The organism is Acidovorax sp. 69 (genome assembly GCF_002797445.1).
Lineage (GTDB): Bacteria > Pseudomonadota > Gammaproteobacteria > Burkholderiales > Burkholderiaceae_C > Acidovorax.
The window spans coordinates 2393020-2411190 of record NZ_PGEP01000001.1 but is presented as its reverse complement, the minus strand read 5'-3'; the positions used below and the strand labels follow the sequence as shown (position 1 = coordinate 2411190).

The window sequence follows — 18171 nt, the reverse complement described above, 5'->3', positions numbered from 1 at the left end:
GCACAATGTCGGGATGAACATTGTGATTCTCGACGATTACCAGGATGCAGTGCGCAAACTGCATTGCGCATCTCGGCTCGACGCATACACCGCGAAGGTTTACACCAACACGGTCAAGGGACTGGGCCAGCTCTCTGTGCGACTCAAAGATGCCGACATCATCGTGCTGGTCAGAGAACGCACCCAAATCACACGGCAACTGGTCGAGAAGCTCCCGCGACTCAAGCTCATTGCGCAGACGGGCAAGATAGGGAGCCACATTGATGTGGCCGCCTGCACAGAACGTGGGATTGCCGTGGCTGAAGGCGTGGGCTCCCCGGTGGCCCCTGCAGAGCTGACATGGGCGCTGGTCATGGCATCCATGCGCAGGCTGCCCCAGTACATCTCCAATCTCAAGCATGGAGCCTGGCAACAGTCTGGACTGAAGACGGCATCCATGCCTGCCAACTTCGGTCTTGGCAATGTATTGCGCGGCAAAACGTTGGGCATCTGGGGTTATGGGCGCATCGGACAACTGGTTGCGAGCTACGGCCGGGCCTTCGGCATGAATGTACGTATCTGGGGCCGTGAAGGCTCTCGTGCGCAGGCACTGACAGACGGCTACCAGGCAGCGACCACACGCGAAGAATTTTTCTCGCAGTGCGATGTCATTTCGTTGCACCTTCGACTGAATGACGAAACACGCGGAATCATCTCGCTTGAAGACCTTTCGTGCATGAAACCAACCTCATTGCTCGTCAATACATCGCGCGCAGAGTTGATCGAACCCGATGCTCTGATCGCGGCCCTCAACCGGGGACGCCCTGGCATGGCGGCCATCGACGTGTTCGAGAGCGAGCCTATCCTGCAAGGCCATGCTTTGCTGCGGCTGGAAAACTGCATCTGCACGCCTCACATTGGCTATGTCGAACAGGACAGCTACGAGCTGTACTTTGGTGCTGCCTTTGACAACGTGGTGAACTTCATCAAAGGCACCCCAACCAACATCGTGAACCCAGGCTCACTCCAGGTGCGCCGCTAGTCAGCCAGTCAAGCAAAAGCCTCTACAGGCACCGCCATTCGCTGCGCGGGCAGACGGACCCCAAAAAAGCAAAAAGGCTTCCCGCAGGAAGCCTTTTTGCTTGCACCTGACCCGTCCTACCCAGCGTTGACACGTGGACCTTTCAAAAGGGAGATGTGTCATGGAATCGGGGATCAAACGCACACAGCGCGACTACACGCTCGCCTTTAAATTGGCGGTGGTCGAGCAAGTAGAAAAAGGCCAACTCACTTGCAAAGGGGCGCAGCGCAAGTACGGCATCCAGGGTAACTCGACGGTGTTGGCGTGGCTTCGCAAGCACGGCCGCCTGGGCTGGACGGCTGGGGCATCATCTGCAGCCATGCCAATAGACAAGAGCGAAGAGACGTTCACCCCCGAGCAGCAGATCAAGGCGCTGAAGGTACAGCTTGAGCAGGCGCAGCAGAAGGCCCAGCTGTTCGAGTCCATCATCGACGTGCTGCGCAAGGACTACGGGGTGCGTGTCGTAAAAAAGCCTTCGGGCAAGTCCTCTCGCAAGACCTCATCCAGGGGTTGAGCGTGAAGAGGGCTTGCCAGTACATGGGCCACAGCCGGCAGGCGTATTACCAAAGCAGGCGCCGCGAGGCCGGTCGCCTGGCTACGTCGCAGGCGGTGGTGGGATTGGTTCGTGAGCTGCGTATGCGCCAGCCGCGAATCGGCACGCGCAAGCTACACCATCTGCTGCACGAGCCACTGCAGCGCCAAGGGATCGCCCTGGGCCGCGATGCGATGTTCGACGTACTGCGCAATGCCAAGCTGCTGGTGGCGCCTCGTCGGGCGTACCACAAGACCACAGACAGCCACCATCGTTTCAGGCGCCACCCCAATCTGCTCAAGGCCGGGCCGCAACAAGTACGCGCCAGCGCCAGTGAACAGGTCTGGGTGGCTGATATCACCTACCTGCCCACGCAAGGCAAGTTCGTGTACCTGAGCCTAGTCACGGATGCATACTCCAGAAAGATCGTGGGCTGGCACGTGCATGAGAGCCTGCAGACCGAAGAGGTGGCGCAAGCCATGAAGATGGCGCTGTCAGGGCGGAGCAGTCGTCAGCAACTCGTGCACCATTCAGACCGTGGCATCCAGTACTGCTCGGCGTACTACCAGGCGCTGCACCAGCGGCACGGCGTGACCTGCTCGATGACAGATGGCTATGACTGCTACCAGAATGCACTGGCCGAGCGGGTCAACGGCATACTGAAGACAGAGTTGCTGCTGCAGCGTCCTGCGGATCTTGCCCAGGCCAGACGCATGGTCGAGCAGTCGGTAGGGATCTACAACTGCGAGAGGCCCCATCTGTCGCTGAAAATGAAAACGCCCGATGCGGTGCATCGGGCGTCCTTGGCCGGGTAGTTTGGCTGGAGATTTAACCGGTCCGGGTGTCAACGCTATTCAGGACGGGTCAACCCCAGCAAAATCCGGGGCCAACCACTCCATTTACAGAGGGGTCTTCTTACCGTCCTTGTAGACGTACAGCGTGATGGCGGGGTTCTTCATTTCGCCATTGGGTTCGAAGGCGATCGTGGAAGTCACGCCCTTGAAGCTGGACTTGGCCAGTTCGTTCACATACACCTTGGGATCCACGGAGTTGGCGCGCTTCATGGCGTCAACCAGCAAGAACGTAGCGTCGTAGGTGTAAGGGCTATAAACCTGGAACTGGTTGGGGTACTTGGCATCATACTTGGCCTTCCAGGCCGTACCGCCAGGCATCTTGGCCAGCGAAGAACCGCCTTCCGCGCAGATCACGTTGCCCAGGGTCTTGGCGCCAGCGGCCAGCTTGGCGATTTCCGATGTGCAGATACCGTCACCACCAAAATACTTCACGTTGCCCATGCCCAGTTGTTCCATCTGGCGCAGCATCGGGCCGCCTTGGGGGTCCATGCCGCCGTAGAACACAGCATCAGGGTTCTTGGACTTGATGGCGGTCAGGATGGCCATGAAATCGGTGGCCTTGTCGGTCGTGAACTGCTCGTCCACCACCTTCATGCCCTTGGCTGTGGCCGTCTTCTTGAACACGTCTGCCACGCCTTGGCCGTAAGCGGTACGGTCATCGATGATGGCAACCGTCTTCAGCTTGAGCGTGTCCACAGCGTAGAACGCCAGACCAGCGCCCAGGGCGTTGTCGTTGGCGATGATACGGAACGTGGTCTTGTAGCCAGGCTTTGTCAGGTTGGGGTTGGTCGCAGCGCCCGTCACCATGGGGATACCGCAGTCGTTGTAGACCTTGGATGCGGGGATGGTGGTACCGGAGTTAAGGTGGCCCACAACGCCAGCAACCTTGGAATCGCACAGCTTCTGTGCGGCAGCCGTGCCCTGCTTTGGATCAGCAGCGTCATCTTCAGCCTGCAGCTCGAACTTGATCTTCTTGCCGCCGATGGTGATGCCTTGGGCGTTCAGCTCTTCAATGGCCATGCGGGCGCCATTTTCGTTGTCCTTGCCGTAGTGGGCTTGGGCGCCGGAAACCGGAGCCACATGGCCGATCTTGACCACCTGCTCTTGTGCAGAGGCCACACCAGCAGCAGCCGCGATAGCAGCAACCACGGTCAGTTTCAACTTCAATTGCATATCAATCTCCAGTAAAGATAAACGCTGAGAATGTTCTTGTGTCTCAACGCAGGCGAACATATCGCAATTTACGGGCCAGATCATTAGGGAACACGATTAAACGCGAGAGAAACCACAGGGGAATACCCTGTCATCCCTTGGTCACGGGCGGCCCACCACTGGCCAACTCATCGGCGACAGCCTCATAAACCGCATGGCGAACCACTGATTCGATCTCTTCGCGCAACCTGGGCAGCACGGATCGGGTCTGCTCCTGCACCACGGTGGCGATCGCTTCACGAAGGCGCTGATCCAGCACAACGTCCACACGCTGCATGACACGGTGCACCATGTATTCCTCCATGCCGTCAGGCAAGGGACGGGGCACGGAAGGAACCGCAACGGTGTCGAACGTCGGGTTGTTGCGGGGCGGCACGCCGGTGCCAGATGCGCGCAGCGAATTCGCAAACCCTGGAGCTACGGGGGCCGGCGCTTTTGCAGAACTCCAAGCCGACGGTGATGACACGGGCCGAGACATTGCAGCAGGTGATGGAGCGCCGGCAACGGGCCGAGGAACCCCCGCTGGCATCGGAGATGACATCACGGTGGTGCGCCCGGAAGGGGGCAGCGGGCTCTGAGCCAAAAGCGCATCGGGCACCTGCACCACTTCGGTGAGTGTTGGTACAAAGCGCGGCGGTGTTTTGGGGGGCAGCGCCATCAATCGGCCTTCAGCACCAGATCATGGCGCGTGATGGCATAGCCCCTGGAGGCATAGTGGCGCCAGCGTGTGCGGGCTTCGGTGCGGTCCGCTTCATTTTGGGCGCTCACCACTTCGATCAATCGGTCGAACTGTCCGAAACCCTCAGGAACTTGCGCCGTCAGATTCAGCAGCACTTCGTGGTGCGGTGCAGACCGCGCATCCAGCGTCAGCAGTATCGGAGACGCATGAACCAGTTCCTCATCTGAATCACTGCGGCAATGTGCCACGAAGTCTTGCGGAGCCATCGCCCAAAGCATGCGATCCAGGGCATCCAACGCATCAGCAGGCGCGGCAATAACCAGGCGAGCCCCACTGCGCTGCACCTTGCGCGCGAAGCGGCAGGCATAGGCCAGTTTGTCTGGCGCGTTGAAGTGGAAAGCGACCTCCGTCATGGCGTACTCAAACAGCCTTGACGCGCGGTGCGCGCTTTGCGGCTGGCTTGGCAGCCACGCGGGTTGCCAGCGGAGCCGACTTGGCGTGGACCTGCCCCAACAGGAAATGCACGAGAAGGCCCACAGGTCGCCCTGTAGACCCTTTGGCAGCGCCCCCCCGCCACGCGGTACCGGCGATATCCAGATGCGCCCATGGCATGTCGCCCACAAACTTCTGCAAGAACTTGGCGGCGGTGATGGAACCACCCGCACGACCGGCCACATTGCCCATGTCGGCAAAATTGCTCTTGAGGCCGTCCGCATAGTCGTCATCCAAAGGCATGCGCCAGCAAGGGTCCTGGGCCACCTCGCCAGCGGCCTGAAGGGCAGAGGCCAAGCCATCATTGTTGGCGAACAAGCCACTGCGCACCCCCCGAGCGCGATCACGCAGGCGCCGGTCAGCGTGGCGATATCCACCACAGCGGCGGGCTTGAAGCGGGCGGCATAGGTCAACGCATCGCACAGCACCAGGCGCCCTTCGGCATCGGTGTTCAGTATCTCGATGGTCTGCCCGCTCATGCTGGTGACCACGTCGCCGGGCTTTACAGCGCGCCCGTCCGGCATGTTCTCGCAAGCGGGTATCAATCCGACCACATTGATCGCGGGCTGCAATTCGCCCAAAGCACGGAAAGTGCCCAGCACACTCGCTGCACCGCACATGTCGAACTTCATCTCGTCCATCTCGGGCGCAGGCTTGATTGAAATGCCGCCGGTGTCAAAGGTAATGCCTTTGCCCACCAGCACCACCGGCGCTTTGTCCTTCGCCGCACCGTTGTAACGCAGCTCGATAAAGCGCAATGGCTCTTCGGAGCCACGCGCCACCGCCAAAAAAGCCCCCATTCCGAGGCGGCTCACTTCGGCCGGGCCATGGACCTTGCACTGAATGCGCGGCAGCTTGGCCAGCGTCTTGGCAGCGTCGGCCAATAGGCTGGGGGTCGCATGGTTGGCCGGGCGGTTACCCCATTCGCGGGCAAACTCCACGCCCGCTACCAGCGCCACGCCGCCGTCAAAGCCGTCGCGGACCTCGGCCACATTGGTGACACCCACCACACAGCGGCTCAGGCTACGCACCTCGGCCTTGGACTTGGTGGTGGTGTACACATAACTCGTTTCAGCCACTGCCTGCACGGCTGCGCCCACCACATCGCCCGCCACCCCCGCGGCAAAACACAGCACCACACGCTTGGTTTGGGGAGCCTTGATCGCGCCTCCCAAGGCCAGCAACGCCTGGCGACATGCGCGGGCAGAACCATCACCGGCCCCGACCAGGACCACCCGGCGCGCAGCGACCGCAGGCGCCTGGTACATGGCCAGGTGTTTGCCCGCTTTGAGACTCAGATCTCCATTCTTGAGCGCCAGCGCGGCCAGTGCAGACAGTGCATCCTTGCCCGGCTTGAAGCCCTCAGGGATCAACACGATCAGCAGGTCACATTTCTCCGAAACAGCTGCCGCGAGGTCAAGGGTCTTGAGATCAAAGTTCATAATCGGTGTTTTCCTTCGAGCCAATGTTATTCGATTCATCCATCCGCAAGGAGCTGGCGCGCAGCTTCGGAGCGACACTTGTGGTGCTGGTGACCGTGGTCATGACCATGATGCTCATCCGTACCCTGGGCCAAGCCTCCAAAGGCAGCGTCAGCCCTTCTGACGTGATGCTGGTCATGGGCTTCACCGTTCTGGGGCAATTGCCCACCATTCTCAGTCTGAGCCTTTTCATTGCCGTGGTCGGCACGTTGTCACGCATGTATCGCGACAGCGAAATGGTGATCTGGTTTGCCAGCGGTCGAGGCCTCCTGAGCCTCGTCAAGCCCCTGATCCGGTTTGCCTGGCCGGTGATGGTGGTGATTGCCGTGCTGTCTCTGCTCGTGTGGCCCTGGGCCAATTCGCAGATTCAGGAACTCAAAACCCGGTATGAGCAGCGCAGTGACATCGATCGCGTTGCGCCCGGTGAATTCCAGGAATCCTCCAATGGCAGCCGGGTGTTCTTCATCGACAAGGACAGCCCCGACACCCAGGCGGGCAACAACGTGTTCATTGCAGCCAACGATGGCAAGCGCGAATCCGTCACCTCAGCCCGCAGCGCACGCCTGGAGACCCAGGGCGGCGAGCGCATGGCCATGCTCACCGACGGGCAACGGCTGGAGACTGCGCGAGACAAACCCGGCGTCAAGATCAGCGAGTTTTCTGAGTATGGAACCCGCATCGGCTCTGCCCCTACGGGCTCCGCCGAAGAACTCGCCGTCAAGACGCGCACCACCTACGACCTGCTGATGCAGCCCCTGCCCGCCTACCAGGCCGAACTGGGCTGGCGGCTTGGCTTGGCCTTTGCAGCACTTAATTTTGTGCTCCTCGGGCTGGCTGTGGCCAGCGTCAACCCACGTGCAGCGCGCAGCACCAGCATGGTGTTTGCTCTCTTCGGTTTCATCGTTTATTACAACCTCATGACCCTCGGTCAAAGCTGGGTCGGCGCAGGTCGGCTTGGCCTGCTGAGCTTCATGGTGCTGCTGCATGGTGGCATGCTGGCCATCTCGCTGCTGGTACTGGCGGTGCGCCACAACCAATGGACTGTCCGGCGCCTGTGGCAGCTGCGGCGCGCTGAAGGTTACCCCGCATGAAAACGATTCGCCGCCTCATCCACCGCGAAGCCCTGTCTGCCGTCGCCTTCGTCACTGTGGGCTTTCTCGCCTTGTTCTTTTTCTTCGACCTGGTCGATGAACTGCGCTGGGTCGGTCGTACTGGGGCCGAGGGCTATCAACTGTCACACGCGCTCCTGTTCGTGGTCTTGAGTATTCCCAGCCATCTCTATGAGCTGCTTCCCATCACCGTGCTGATTGGCACCATCTTCGTGATGGCCCGCCTGGCCCAAAGCTCGGAATTCACCATCATGCGCACCAGTGGTATGGGCCCGTGGCGCGCGCTGCGCACCTTGCTCACGCTCGGCGGTTTTTTTGTGTTGCTGACCTTTGCCGTGGGTGACTACCTGGCCCCCCTCACTGACCGCACAGCGCAACTCATCAAGGTCCGCTACCTTGGGCGGCTGACCACAGGCGCCACGGGGGCCTGGCTCAAGGAGCGCCAGGAAGACCACTCCTTCGCGGTCAATGTGCGTGCACTCACGCCCAACGGCGGAATGCTCGACGTGCGCATCTTTGAGTTTGACGAAAAGGGGCGCCTGGCTTCGCAAACGCAAGCGGCGTCGGGCCAGTTCGGATCGGACGGAGCCTGGGCCCTGGAAAAAGTACAACGCAGCCGCTTCGAACAAAAAGGCGACAAGGATGAGGCCCGTGTGGAGCACCTCGACGCCCCCACGTTGCAGTGGCCTACCCGCATCAGTGCGGACATGGTGGCTGCTTCCCTGCTCAAACCTGATCGCATGGCGACGCTGGACCTGTTTCAGTTCATCCGGCACCTGAACGCCAATGGCCAGTCAGCCCAGAAGTACGAAATCGAGTTCTGGCGCAAAGTGTTCTACCCCTTGAGTTGCCTGGTGATGGTGGTACTGGCCCTGCCCTTTGCTTACCTGCATTTTCGGTCGGGCGGCATCGCAGGCTACGTATTTGGCGGCGTCATGGCGGGCATCAGCTTCTTCCTGCTCAACAACGTGTTCGGCTATGCCGGCAACCTGCAGAACTGGTCACCTTGGCTTACCGCTGCAGCACCCGGGCTGATCTATTCGGTGCTGTCGCTGGCGGCCTTTGGTTGGCTGGTGCTTCGCCGTTGATTTGTTGGAGCCTGCACAAAATATGAGCAACGCCATCGTCCTGTTTTCTCATGGGTCCCGCGACCCCCTGTGGCGCGCCCCCATGGAGGCCGTAGCGGCACACATTTCCGCCCAGAACCCTGATCGCCGTGTTCGCTGTGCCTACCTGGAACTGTGCTCTCCATCGCTCGAAGATGCAGTCAGTCAGCTGATTGCAGAGGGCGCCACCAACGTGACCGTGGTCCCCATGTTCCTGGGCACTGGCAAACACGCCCGCGAAGATCTCCCCTTGCTGGTGAAAACCTTGCGCACCACCCACCCCGGCGTACCACTGCATGTTCAAGCCGCTATTGGCGAAGACCCACGCATGACCGCCCTCATGGCCGAAATCGCCTGCGAGGCACCACAGGCCTGAAACTTCTATCGAGTTGGCGCACCACTTAGACAATTGCATCATAATAATGCAATTCTTTAGGCGATATCGGATATGAACCTGCACCAATTCCGCTTTGTTCAGGAGGCCGCCAGGCGGGGCCTGAATCTGACCGAAGCCGCCAAGGCCCTGCACACCTCGCAGCCCGGCGTCTCCAAAGCCATCATCGAGCTGGAAGAAGAACTGGGTGTTGATATCTTTGCCCGTCATGGCAAACGCCTCAAACGCATCACCGAGCCGGGCCAGCACGTACTCAAAAGCATCGAAGTCATCATGCGCGAGGTGGGCAACTTGAAGCGCATTGGCGAGCAGTTCAGCGCGCAAGACAGCGGCACCCTCAGCATTGCTACCACCCACACCCAGGCCCGCTACGTACTGCCCGTGCCCGTGGCCCGCCTGCGCGAGGCTTACCCCAAGGTCAATATCAGCCTGCACCAAGCCACGCCGCACGAAGTGGCCCGCATGATCATCGACGAAGTGGCCGAAATCGGCATGGCCACGGAGTCGCTGGCCGACTACCCCGAACTCGTCACCCTGCCCTGCTACGAATGGCAACATGTGCTGGTGGTGCCCAATGACCACCCGCTGGCCCAGAAAGAGCGCATAGGCATTGACGACCTGGCCCACGAAGCACTCATTACTTACCACCCGTCTTTCACCGGGCGCGGCAAGATCGATCAGGCATTTGCCGCCCGCAAACTGCAACCCCGCATCGTGCTCGAAGCCATTGACTCGGACGTGATCAAGACCTATGTGCGCCTGGGCCTGGGCATCGGCATCGTGGCCGAAATGGCCATGCGCGACGACCCATTGGGCGACCTCGTGGTGCGGCCTGTCGGCCACCTGTTTGGCCAGAGCGTGGCACGCGTGGCCTTCAAACGCGGCGCCTACCTGCGCAACTTCGTGTACAAATTTGCCGAGTTGCTCAGCGACCGCCTCAGCCGAGAACTCATCGCCCGCGCCATGACAGGCCATGTCAACGACTACGAACTGTGAGGGGGTGATCCGTCGCCCGCCAAGCTCCATCCCAACGCGCGCCGTATTCAAGCACGCCTGTTTGATCGCGCACGCGATCTTTACTTTTTTTCAACACCCCGCATTCATCGTTGTTGCGCCATGACCCAAGCCACCAGCCCCGCCCGCACGCCCACATTTCCCAGCAAGCTGCCCCACGTCGGCACCACCATCTTCACTGTGATGTCGGCCCTGGCCGCAGAGCACAAGGCCGTCAACCTGGGCCAGGGTTTCCCGGACTTTGAATGTGCCCCCGAGCTGGTGAACGCCGTCACGCAGGCCATGCAAGCGGGCCACAACCAGTACCCGCCGATGCCCGGAATCCCCGCGCTGCGCGAGGCCGTGGCCCGCAAGATCGAGGCGCTGCACGACCGGGCCTACAACCCCAACACCGAAATCACCATCACCGCTGGCGCCACGCAGGCCATCATCACCGCCATCCTGGCCATCGTGCACCCGGGCGATGAGGTGATCGTGCTCGACCCGTGCTACGACAGCTACGTGCCCAACATCGACCTGGCCGGTGGCAAAGCCGTGCGCGTGCCGCTCACACCCGGCACCTTCCGCCCCGACTTCGCCAAGATCAGCGCCGCCATCACGCCGCGCACCCGCGCCATCCTCATCAACAGCCCGCACAACCCCAGCGCCACCATCTGGACCGCCGAGGAAATGCGCCAGCTCGAAGACCTGCTCGCCCCCACCGACATCCTGCTCATCAGCGACGAGGTGTACGAACACATGGTTTTCGACGGCGCCGAGCACCAGAGCGCCGCACGCTTTCCGGGCCTGGCCGCCCGCGCGTTCATCGTGTCGAGCTTTGGCAAGACCTTCCACGTCACCGGCTGGAAAGTCGGCACCGTCGCGGCCCCAGCCGCCCTGACGGCTGAGTTCCGCAAGGTGCACCAGTTCAACGTGTTCACGGTGAACACGCCCATGCAGCACGGCCTGACCGCCTATCTGCAAGACCCCACACCCTATCTGCAGCTGCCCGCGTTCTACCAGGCCAAGCGCGACCTGTTCCGCCAGGGCCTTGCGGGCTCGCGCTTCAAGCTGCTGCCCAGCACCGGCAGCTACTTCCAGTGCGTGGACATTTCGGCCATCAGTGATCTGAACGAGGCCGACTTCTGCCAGTGGCTGACCCGTGAAGTGGGCGTGGCGGCGATTCCGCTGTCGGCTTTTTATGGTGATGGGTTTGACCAGCGCGTGGTGCGGTTCTGCTTTGCCAAGAAGGATGAGACGCTGCGGGCGGCGCTGGAGCGGCTGCGCAAGCTGTGAGAGATAAGCGGGAATTTGCAACACTCCTTCATAAGGAGCTCACATGACTATAGTCATCTGGCCACATATGACTACACATCAAAGTGCTGTAGTTGGAATGGAGACCAGCGAGTTCGCAGACATTTTTCTATTTCGGCAGCGCGTTGAACAATTTGCACGATCGCTAACAAAAAGTACAAGCCCGCCCATCGCCAAGAAAACGATTGACCGCAACACAGGCGAAGTTATCGCATTTGAGGCCAACACTCCGGAAGTGGATGAAGTGCTCGTTCTAGCAACGAGGTTCCGGCTCATATATGCGCAAAAAGAGCCAACGCACTTCAAGAGAATTTTGAATTCTGTGGGGCGTCGAGTTAACGACGATTGGGCCCAAGGTTACTTGGCCAAGCTGCGCAGTCTGTATCACGATGCAGAGAACGACGCCCAAGTTACAAGAGATCTTGGCCATGCGACATCCAATAAGGACATCATCGATCTTTGGTTCAACTCTGAGTTTTTTCACTCGGAGCACCAAAAGCGAGAAGCACTAGCAAACATACATAACGCTATAGGTGAAGCACCATCACTTTTTCAGCTGTATACGGCTATCAGGCGCTGTGCTGTCCATATTCAAGCCCTCTACACCGTGGTCCACATGCTGGATGTCTCCCACCCATTCATCTACACGCCCAATCATCATTTCGGGCGGCAAAAAGAGGTAAATCTGGCATAAAAATATATGCAGACTACATGGGGTACAGACGGGCGCTTGGAGGGCTCAAGCAAGCTGTAAACAGCTTGGTTATGAGCCATTTGCAACATGAGTCAGCGTTACCTATTTGAGTGCATCAGCGCTCTCTACCGACGCGCCAGCCACACACCCGCCACCGCCAGCACCATCCCCACCAGCGCCCAGCCGCTGAGCGTCTCACCAAACATCGCCCAAGCGATCAGCGCCGTGGTGGGAGGGGTCAGGTAGAACAGGCTGGCCACATTGACGGCGCCGCCCCGGCGGATGAGCAGGTTCAACAGGCTCACGGCCCCCAGTGAGAGCACAAGCACCAGCCAGCCCAGCGCAAACACGAACTCTCCCGTCCACGATATGGCCATGGATTCGGTGGCGTAGGCGACGGCGGCCATGGCCACCGCACAGGGCAGGTACTGAATGACGGAGCCCGTGCGCAAGTCGAACGAGGGGCAAAACCGCTTCTGGTACAGCGTGCCCGCCGTGATGCCGAGTAGCGCGACCACCGCGGGCAGCAGCATGCCCAGCAAAGCACCCGCCGGCACGGTGGCCACCTTGCCGGCCACCACCAGCGCCACACCGGTAAACCCCAGCGCCAGGCCCGCCCGCTGGGCAGGCCGCACTTTCTCGCCCAGCAAAGCCCCGGCCACCAGAGCTGTCAGCAGCGGCTGCAGGCCCACCACCAGCGCGGTGATGCCCGACGGTAGCCCGTGCCCGATGGCCATGAACACCCCGCCCAGGTACACGCCGTGCACCAGCAGGCCCGACACCCCAATGTGCAGCCAGGCCCTGCCTGACGGCGGCCACGGTGCACGCGCCACGGCCACCACCGCGAGCATGAGTACGATGACGATGGCAAAGCGCAGCGCCAGAAAGGTCAGCGGCTCCACATACGGCAACCCCAACTTGGCGCCGATAAAGCCGGTGCTCCAGAGCGCCACAAACAGCAGAGGGACGAGGGAATCGAGCGGACTGGAAGCGCTGGGACGGAGCGGTGTGGCCTGGGTCATGGAGAACAGAAGCGTGATGCAGGGTGGGGATGATCGCAGCTTGCGAGCGCTTTTGCTGCAGGCCAATGTGAGCGTTCTCTAATGACCCGTTGGGAGAACGGATAGACATCAAGGTGCGCCACACCTGCCGAGCGTGCTGACGCCCGAAACCAGTGCGAGAACCGGCAAACCCGCGCTACAAGGCAACACTTTGAATAGAAATGGCCTGTAGCGCTTGAATATCATGCGCATAAAGCTATAAATTCAATAGCAAATTGCCATGAACCTTTCTGCCAGCCAGGCCTGGCGCCCGCGCATCTTGATGCGATCTTGATACCCCACACCGCACTCTTGCGCCCATCTTGATGCGTCCGTTCCTAGCATCGGTCCATGTCTCAAGGAGGACGCTATGGACTGGATATTGATGGCGGTTGGAGGCCTGCTCTGGCTGGCCGTCTATGGCTTGGCAACAGGGTGCGCGCTGCTGCAACGGCAGGCGCAAGGGGGGCGGTCATGACGAGCGGCTGGATGATTTTGGCGGCCGTGCTCGCCGCTGCGCTTTTGGTGTACCTGGTCGCCGTGCTGTTGCGGCCGGAGGACTTTTCATGAGCACCGGTGCCTGGCTGCAATTGGCAGTGTTTTTGGCACTGCTGCTGGCGCTGGCTTGGCCGCTGGCGCGTTACATCGACACCGTAATGGCAGGCCGCTTTGCCTTGGGGCGGCGGCTGGAAGGGCCGCTGTTCCGACTGGCCGGCGTGCGGCCCGACGAAGAGACCGGCTGGCTACGCTACGCGCTGGGCCTGCTGGTATTCAACGGCCTGGGCGTGCTGGCCGTGTATGCGCTGCAGCGCTGGCAGGGCGTGCTGCCGCTCAACCCGCAAGGGATGGCTGCCGTGGCACCCGATTCGGCTTTCAACACGGCCATCAGCTTTGTCACCAACACCAACTGGCAAGGCTATGGCGGCGAGAGCACCATGAGCTACCTCACGCAGATGCTGGCGCTGACGGTGCAGAACTTTCTATCTGCCGCCACGGGCCTGGTCGTTGTCATTGCGCTGGTGCGCGGGTTTGCGCGGCATTCAGCGCAGAGTATTGGCAACGTGTGGGCCGACCTGACCCGCGCCACGCTCTGGGTGCTGCTGCCCCTGTCGCTGGTGCTGGCCGTGGTGTTTGCAGGCCAGGGCGTGATCCAGAACTTGTCGCCCTACACCGAAGTGCAGACGCTGGAGCCTGTGCACTACGACGCGCCCAAGCTCGATGGCACAGGCCAGCCGGTGCTGGACGCTCAGGGCGCCCCTGTGACGGAACCCGCCACGCAAGCCACGCAGACGCTGGCCATGGGCCCCGTGGCCTCGCAGTTGGCCATCAAGATGCTGGGCACCAACGGTGGCGGCTTCTTCAACGCCAACTCGGCCCACCCGTTCGAGAACCCCTCAGCCGCCAGCAACCTGTTGCAGATGCTGGCGATCTTCCTCATCCCAGCCGCGCTGTGCCTGGTGTTTGGCCGCATGGTGGGCGATGAGCGCCAGGGCTGGACGATTTTGGCCACGATGAGCCTGCTGTTTGTGATCGCGGTGGTGGCAGCCACCACCTTTGAGCAGCAGGGCAACCCGCTGTTGGCATCGCTGGGCGTAGACCAGGCTGCCAGCGCCCTGCAGGCAGGCGGCAACATGGAAGGCAAGGAAACGCGCTTTGGGATTGCCACCTCGGCCTTGTTCGCCGTCATCACCACGGCGGCCAGCTGCGGCGCGGTGATTGCGATGCACGACAGCTTCACCCCGCTGGGCGGCATGGTGCCCATGGTGCTGATGCAGATGGGCGAGGTGGTGTTTGGCGGCGTGGGCTCGGGCCTGTACGGCATGCTGGTGTTCGCCATCATGGCGGTGTTCATCGCCGGGCTGATGATTGGCCGCACGCCAGAATACCTGGGCAAGAAGATCGAGACGCATGAGATGAAGCTCGTCTCCATCGCCATCCTGGTGACGCCGTTACTCGTATTGCTCGGCACCGCCGTCGCAGTGATGAGCGAGGCAGGCCGCGCAGGCCTCTCCAACCCTGGCGCACACGGCTTCAGCCAGGTGCTTTATGCGCTGTCATCGGCTGCCAACAACAACGGCAGCGCCTTCGCGGGCCTGTCGGCCAACACCCCCTTCTACAACGTGCTGCTGGCCGTGGCCATGTGGCTGGGGCGCTTTGGTCTGATCGTGCCGGTGCTGGCCATGGCCGGATCTCTGGCCGCCAAGAAGCGCGCCACCGCCACCGACGGCACCTTGCCCACCCACGGCCCGCTGTTTGTGGCGCTGCTGGCGGGCGTCGTGCTGCTGGTGGGGTTGCTGAACTATGTGCCCGCCCTGGCGCTGGGCCCGGTGGTTGAGCATCTCGTGCTCACACCCCGTTAATAAATGGCTGGGAGATTGTGATGACTCGCAAAACATTGACCCTGTTCGACCCTGCCCTGGTGCGCCCCGCGCTGCTGGAGACTTTCAAGAAGCTGGACCCGCGCGTGCAATGGCGCAACCCGGTGATGTTTGTGGTGTACGTGGGCAGCGCCTTCACCACCGCGCTGGCCGCCAGCAAGCCCGAAGGCTTCACCGCTGCCGTAGCGCTGTGGCTGTGGTTTACCGTGCTGTTCGCCAACTTTGCCGAGGCCATGGCCGAAGGCCGCAGCAAGGCCCAGGCAGCCTCACTGCGCAGCCTGAAAAAGCAGACCTGGGCGAAAAAGCTCGACGGCCAGTTTGACCGCACCACCCCACGCACGGCCATGACCTGGCTGCCGCTGGAGGCTGACCAGCTGCGCAAGAGCGACGTGGTACTGGTGGAAGCGGGCGACACTATCCCCGCTGATGGCGAGGTGATCGATGGCGTGGCCTCGGTGGACGAAAGCGCCATCACCGGCGAATCGGCCCCGGTGATCCGCGAATCGGGCGGCGACTTCTCGGCCGTGACGGGCGGCACCCGCGTGCTGTCCGACTGGATGGTGGTGCGCGTGGCGGTGAACCCCGGCGAGACCTTTGTGGACCGCATGATCGCCATGGTGGAAAACGCCAAGCGCCACAAGACACCCAACGAGATCGCGCTGACCATCCTGCTGGTGGCGCTGACCATCGTGTTCCTGGGCGTGGTGGTCACCCTGATGCCGTTCTCGCTGTTCAGCGTGCAGGCCAGCGGCGCGGGCGAGCCCGTGAGCCTGGTGGTGCTGGTGGCCCTGCTGGTGTGCCTGATCCCCACCACCATTGCGGGCCTGCTCAGCGCCATCGGCGTGGCAGGCATGAGCCGCATGATGCAGGCCAATGTGATTGCCACCTCGGGCCGCGCGGTGGAGGCTGCGGGCGACGTGGATGTGCTGCTGCTGGACAAAACCGGCACCATCACCCTGGGTAACCGCCAGGCCAGCCAGTTCGTGTCTGCGCCCGGGGTGACCGATGCCGCATTGGCCGATGCCGCCCAGCTCGCATCGCTGGCCGACGAAACCCCCGAAGGCCGCAGCATCGTGGTGCTGGCCAAGCACAAGTTCAACCTGCGCGAACGCGACCTCTCCAGCCTGCAAGCCGTGTTTGTGCCGTTCACTGCCCAAACCCGCATGAGCGGGGTGGACCTGCCCGGCCCACGCCTGCTGCGCAAGGGTGCGGCCGATGCCATCCGCAAACATGTGGAGGCACTGGGCGGGCGCTTTCCTACCGCCGTGCAGACGGCGGTGGACGATGTATCGCGCCGTGGCAGCACCCCGCTGGTGGTGGCCGATGGTGCCCATGTGCTAGGCGTGGTGGAGCTCAAAGACGTGGTCAAGGGCGGCATCAAGGAGCGTTTTGCCGAGCTGCGCCGCATGGGCATCAAGACCGTGATGGTGACGGGCGACAACCGCCTGACGGCCGCCGCCATTGCCGCCGAAGCGGGTGTGGACGACTTCCTGGCCGAGGCCACACCCGAGGCCAAGCTGCAGCTGATCCGCGGCTACCAGGCCGCCGGGCAGTTGGTGGCGATGACGGGCGATGGCACCAACGACGCGCCCGCCCTCGCCCAGGCCGACGTGGCCGTGGCCATGAACACCGGCACCCAGGCCGCCAAGGAGGCGGGCAACATGGTGGACCTGGACAGCAACCCCACCAAGCTCATCGAGATCGTGGAGACCGGCAAGCAGATGCTGATGACACGTGGCTCGCTCACCACCTTCAGCATTGCCAACGACATCGCCAAGTACTTCGCCATCATCCCTGCGGCGTTTGTCACCACCTACCCGCAGCTGTCGGCGCTGAACTTCATGCACCTGGCCAGCCCCTCGTCGGCCATCCTGTCGGCCGTGGTGTTCAACGCGCTGATCATCATCTTTTTGATCCCGCTGGCCTTGAAGGGCGTGGCCTACCGCGCCGTGGGCGCCGCCGCGCTGCTGCGCCGCAACCTAGCCATTTACGGGCTGGGGGGCATGGTGGTGCCGTTCATTGGCATCAAGTTGATTGACATGGTGCTGGCGGCAGTCGGGTTGAGTTGAATAAGGACCTCCCCCTGTGTCGCTTCGCGCCTTCCCCCTCCTCTCGCTTTGCTGCGCTACGCGGGGAGGGGGACGACACCCTCGCCTGAGCAGCGCCAGTCTGATGTGCAGCTCCCGGAATTTCATTGAAAGGAAAATCGTATGCCTATCCGTATCCCCCGCGACGACGTGCCCGCCAGCCCAGGCGGCCTGCTGCGCCCTGCCCTCACGCTGTTTGTCGTGCTGTCCCTCATCACAGGCCTGCTCTACCCGCTGGCCGTCACCGGCGTGGCACAAACAGCCTTCCCGCAACAGGCCAACGGCAGCCTCATCACCCAGGGTGGCAAGGTGGTGGGCTCTGAATTGATCGGGCAGTCGTTCACCGAGGCCGGCCACTTCTGGGGCCGCCGTTCGGCGACGGCGGCCATGCCCTACAACGCGACGGCATCAGGCGGATCGAACCTAGGCCCCACCAACCCGGCGCTGACAGATGCCGTGAAGGCACGCATCGAAGCCCTGCGCGCTGCCGACCCCGGCAACACCCGCCCCGTGCCCGTGGACCTTGTCACCGCATCGGCCAGCGGGCTCGATCCGCACATCAGCCCTGCAGCCGCCGCCTACCAAGCCGAGCGCGTGGCCCGCGCCCGGGGCCTACCCCTGGCGCAAGTGCAGGAGCTGGTGCAGCAGCACACCCAAAGCCCCTGGCTGGGACTGCTGGGCGAGCCGCGTGTGAACGTTCTGGCCTTGAACCTGGCACTCGATTCGCTACTAAAACAATAGCTTCT

15 protein-coding genes and 2 pseudogenes are annotated in these 18171 nt (G+C 62.0%); 12 read left to right on the top strand and 5 right to left on the bottom strand.

Annotation, left to right across the window (positions count from 1 at the left end; genetic code table 11):
- The first annotated feature begins 13 nt into the window (after nucleotides 1-13).
- Complete coding sequence (locus CLU85_RS11060) at nucleotides 14-1021, top strand: D-2-hydroxyacid dehydrogenase family protein (RefSeq protein ID WP_100410306.1); 1008 nt, start codon at nucleotides 14-16, stop codon at nucleotides 1019-1021.
- A 160-nt stretch (nucleotides 1022-1181) separates the two neighbouring features.
- Nucleotides 1182-2407 (top strand): IS3 family transposase gene (locus tag CLU85_RS11055; protein WP_369858190.1). Its coding sequence is split into 2 segments (ribosomal slippage): nucleotides 1182-1524 and nucleotides 1524-2407, totalling 1227 coding nucleotides; the frame shifts between segments, so codons are not numbered across the junction.
- 84 nt (nucleotides 2408-2491) lie between these two features.
- Here the strand turns inward: CLU85_RS11055 and CLU85_RS11050 are convergent.
- The 4 genes and pseudogenes from CLU85_RS11050 to CLU85_RS11035 all read right to left on the bottom strand — a co-directional run bounded on the left by CLU85_RS11050 (nucleotide 2492) and on the right by CLU85_RS11035 (nucleotide 6271).
- Nucleotides 2492-3619, bottom strand: a complete 1128-nt coding sequence (locus CLU85_RS11050) for a branched-chain amino acid ABC transporter substrate-binding protein (RefSeq protein ID WP_100410305.1) — start codon at nucleotides 3617-3619, stop codon at nucleotides 2492-2494.
- Nucleotides 3620-3749: 130 nt separating this feature from the next.
- Complete coding sequence (locus CLU85_RS23625) at nucleotides 3750-3986, bottom strand: hypothetical protein (protein WP_369858189.1); 237 nt, start codon at nucleotides 3984-3986, stop codon at nucleotides 3750-3752.
- Between the two features lie 329 nt (nucleotides 3987-4315).
- Nucleotides 4316-4738 (bottom strand): annotated as a pseudogene (locus CLU85_RS11040) (DNA polymerase III subunit chi); the annotation flags it as partial.
- A gap of 19 nt (nucleotides 4739-4757) precedes the next feature.
- Nucleotides 4758-6271 (bottom strand): annotated as a pseudogene (locus CLU85_RS11035) (leucyl aminopeptidase).
- A gap of 23 nt (nucleotides 6272-6294) precedes the next feature.
- On the opposite strand from CLU85_RS11035, the gene lptF reads away from it, so the two are divergent.
- From lptF to CLU85_RS11005, 6 genes are all read left to right on the top strand, one after another.
- Nucleotides 6295-7401 (top strand): LPS export ABC transporter permease LptF, encoded by a 1107-nt coding sequence (lptF, locus tag CLU85_RS11030; protein WP_100410302.1) that lies wholly within the window; start codon nucleotides 6295-6297, stop codon nucleotides 7399-7401.
- Nucleotides 7398-8507, top strand: a complete 1110-nt coding sequence (gene lptG / locus CLU85_RS11025; RefSeq protein WP_100410301.1) for an LPS export ABC transporter permease LptG — start codon at nucleotides 7398-7400, stop codon at nucleotides 8505-8507. The genes lptF and lptG overlap by 4 nt, the downstream gene beginning before the upstream one ends.
- Nucleotides 8508-8529: 22 nt before the next feature.
- The gene (locus tag CLU85_RS11020) at nucleotides 8530-8901 is read left to right on the top strand and encodes a sirohydrochlorin chelatase (RefSeq protein ID WP_100410300.1); all 372 of its coding nucleotides are present in this window, start codon (nucleotides 8530-8532) and stop codon (nucleotides 8899-8901) included.
- A gap of 72 nt (nucleotides 8902-8973) precedes the next feature.
- A complete protein-coding gene (locus CLU85_RS11015; RefSeq protein ID WP_100410299.1) occupies nucleotides 8974-9915 on the top strand; it encodes a CysB family HTH-type transcriptional regulator in 942 nt (313 codons plus the stop codon).
- 120 nt (nucleotides 9916-10035) lie between these two features.
- On the top strand, nucleotides 10036-11208 hold the full coding sequence (locus CLU85_RS11010; RefSeq protein ID WP_100410298.1) for a pyridoxal phosphate-dependent aminotransferase: 1173 nt from the start codon (nucleotides 10036-10038) through the stop codon (nucleotides 11206-11208).
- 43 nt (nucleotides 11209-11251) lie between these two features.
- Complete coding sequence (locus CLU85_RS11005) at nucleotides 11252-11920, top strand: hypothetical protein (protein ID WP_157803956.1); 669 nt, start codon at nucleotides 11252-11254, stop codon at nucleotides 11918-11920.
- A gap of 125 nt (nucleotides 11921-12045) precedes the next feature.
- Here the strand turns inward: CLU85_RS11005 and CLU85_RS11000 are convergent, their stop codons facing one another.
- On the bottom strand, nucleotides 12046-12942 hold the full coding sequence (locus tag CLU85_RS11000; RefSeq protein WP_100410296.1) for a DMT family transporter: 897 nt from the start codon (nucleotides 12940-12942) through the stop codon (nucleotides 12046-12048).
- A 492-nt stretch (nucleotides 12943-13434) separates the two neighbouring features.
- On the opposite strand from CLU85_RS11000, the gene kdpF reads away from it, so the two are divergent.
- The 4 genes from kdpF to kdpC all read left to right on the top strand — a co-directional run bounded on the left by kdpF (nucleotide 13435) and on the right by kdpC (nucleotide 18166).
- Complete coding sequence (gene kdpF / locus CLU85_RS10995; RefSeq protein WP_010458774.1) at nucleotides 13435-13530, top strand: K(+)-transporting ATPase subunit F; 96 nt, start codon at nucleotides 13435-13437, stop codon at nucleotides 13528-13530.
- Nucleotides 13527-15320 (top strand): potassium-transporting ATPase subunit KdpA, encoded by a 1794-nt coding sequence (gene kdpA, locus CLU85_RS10990; protein ID WP_100410295.1) that lies wholly within the window; start codon nucleotides 13527-13529, stop codon nucleotides 15318-15320. The genes kdpF and kdpA overlap by 4 nt, the downstream gene beginning before the upstream one ends.
- A 20-nt stretch (nucleotides 15321-15340) precedes the next feature.
- Nucleotides 15341-17407, top strand: a complete 2067-nt coding sequence (gene kdpB, locus CLU85_RS10985) for a potassium-transporting ATPase subunit KdpB (protein ID WP_100410294.1) — start codon at nucleotides 15341-15343, stop codon at nucleotides 17405-17407.
- A gap of 141 nt (nucleotides 17408-17548) precedes the next feature.
- A complete protein-coding gene (gene kdpC, locus CLU85_RS10980; RefSeq protein WP_100410293.1) occupies nucleotides 17549-18166 on the top strand; it encodes a potassium-transporting ATPase subunit KdpC in 618 nt (205 codons plus the stop codon).
- The last annotated feature ends 5 nt before the right edge of the window (nucleotides 18167-18171 follow it).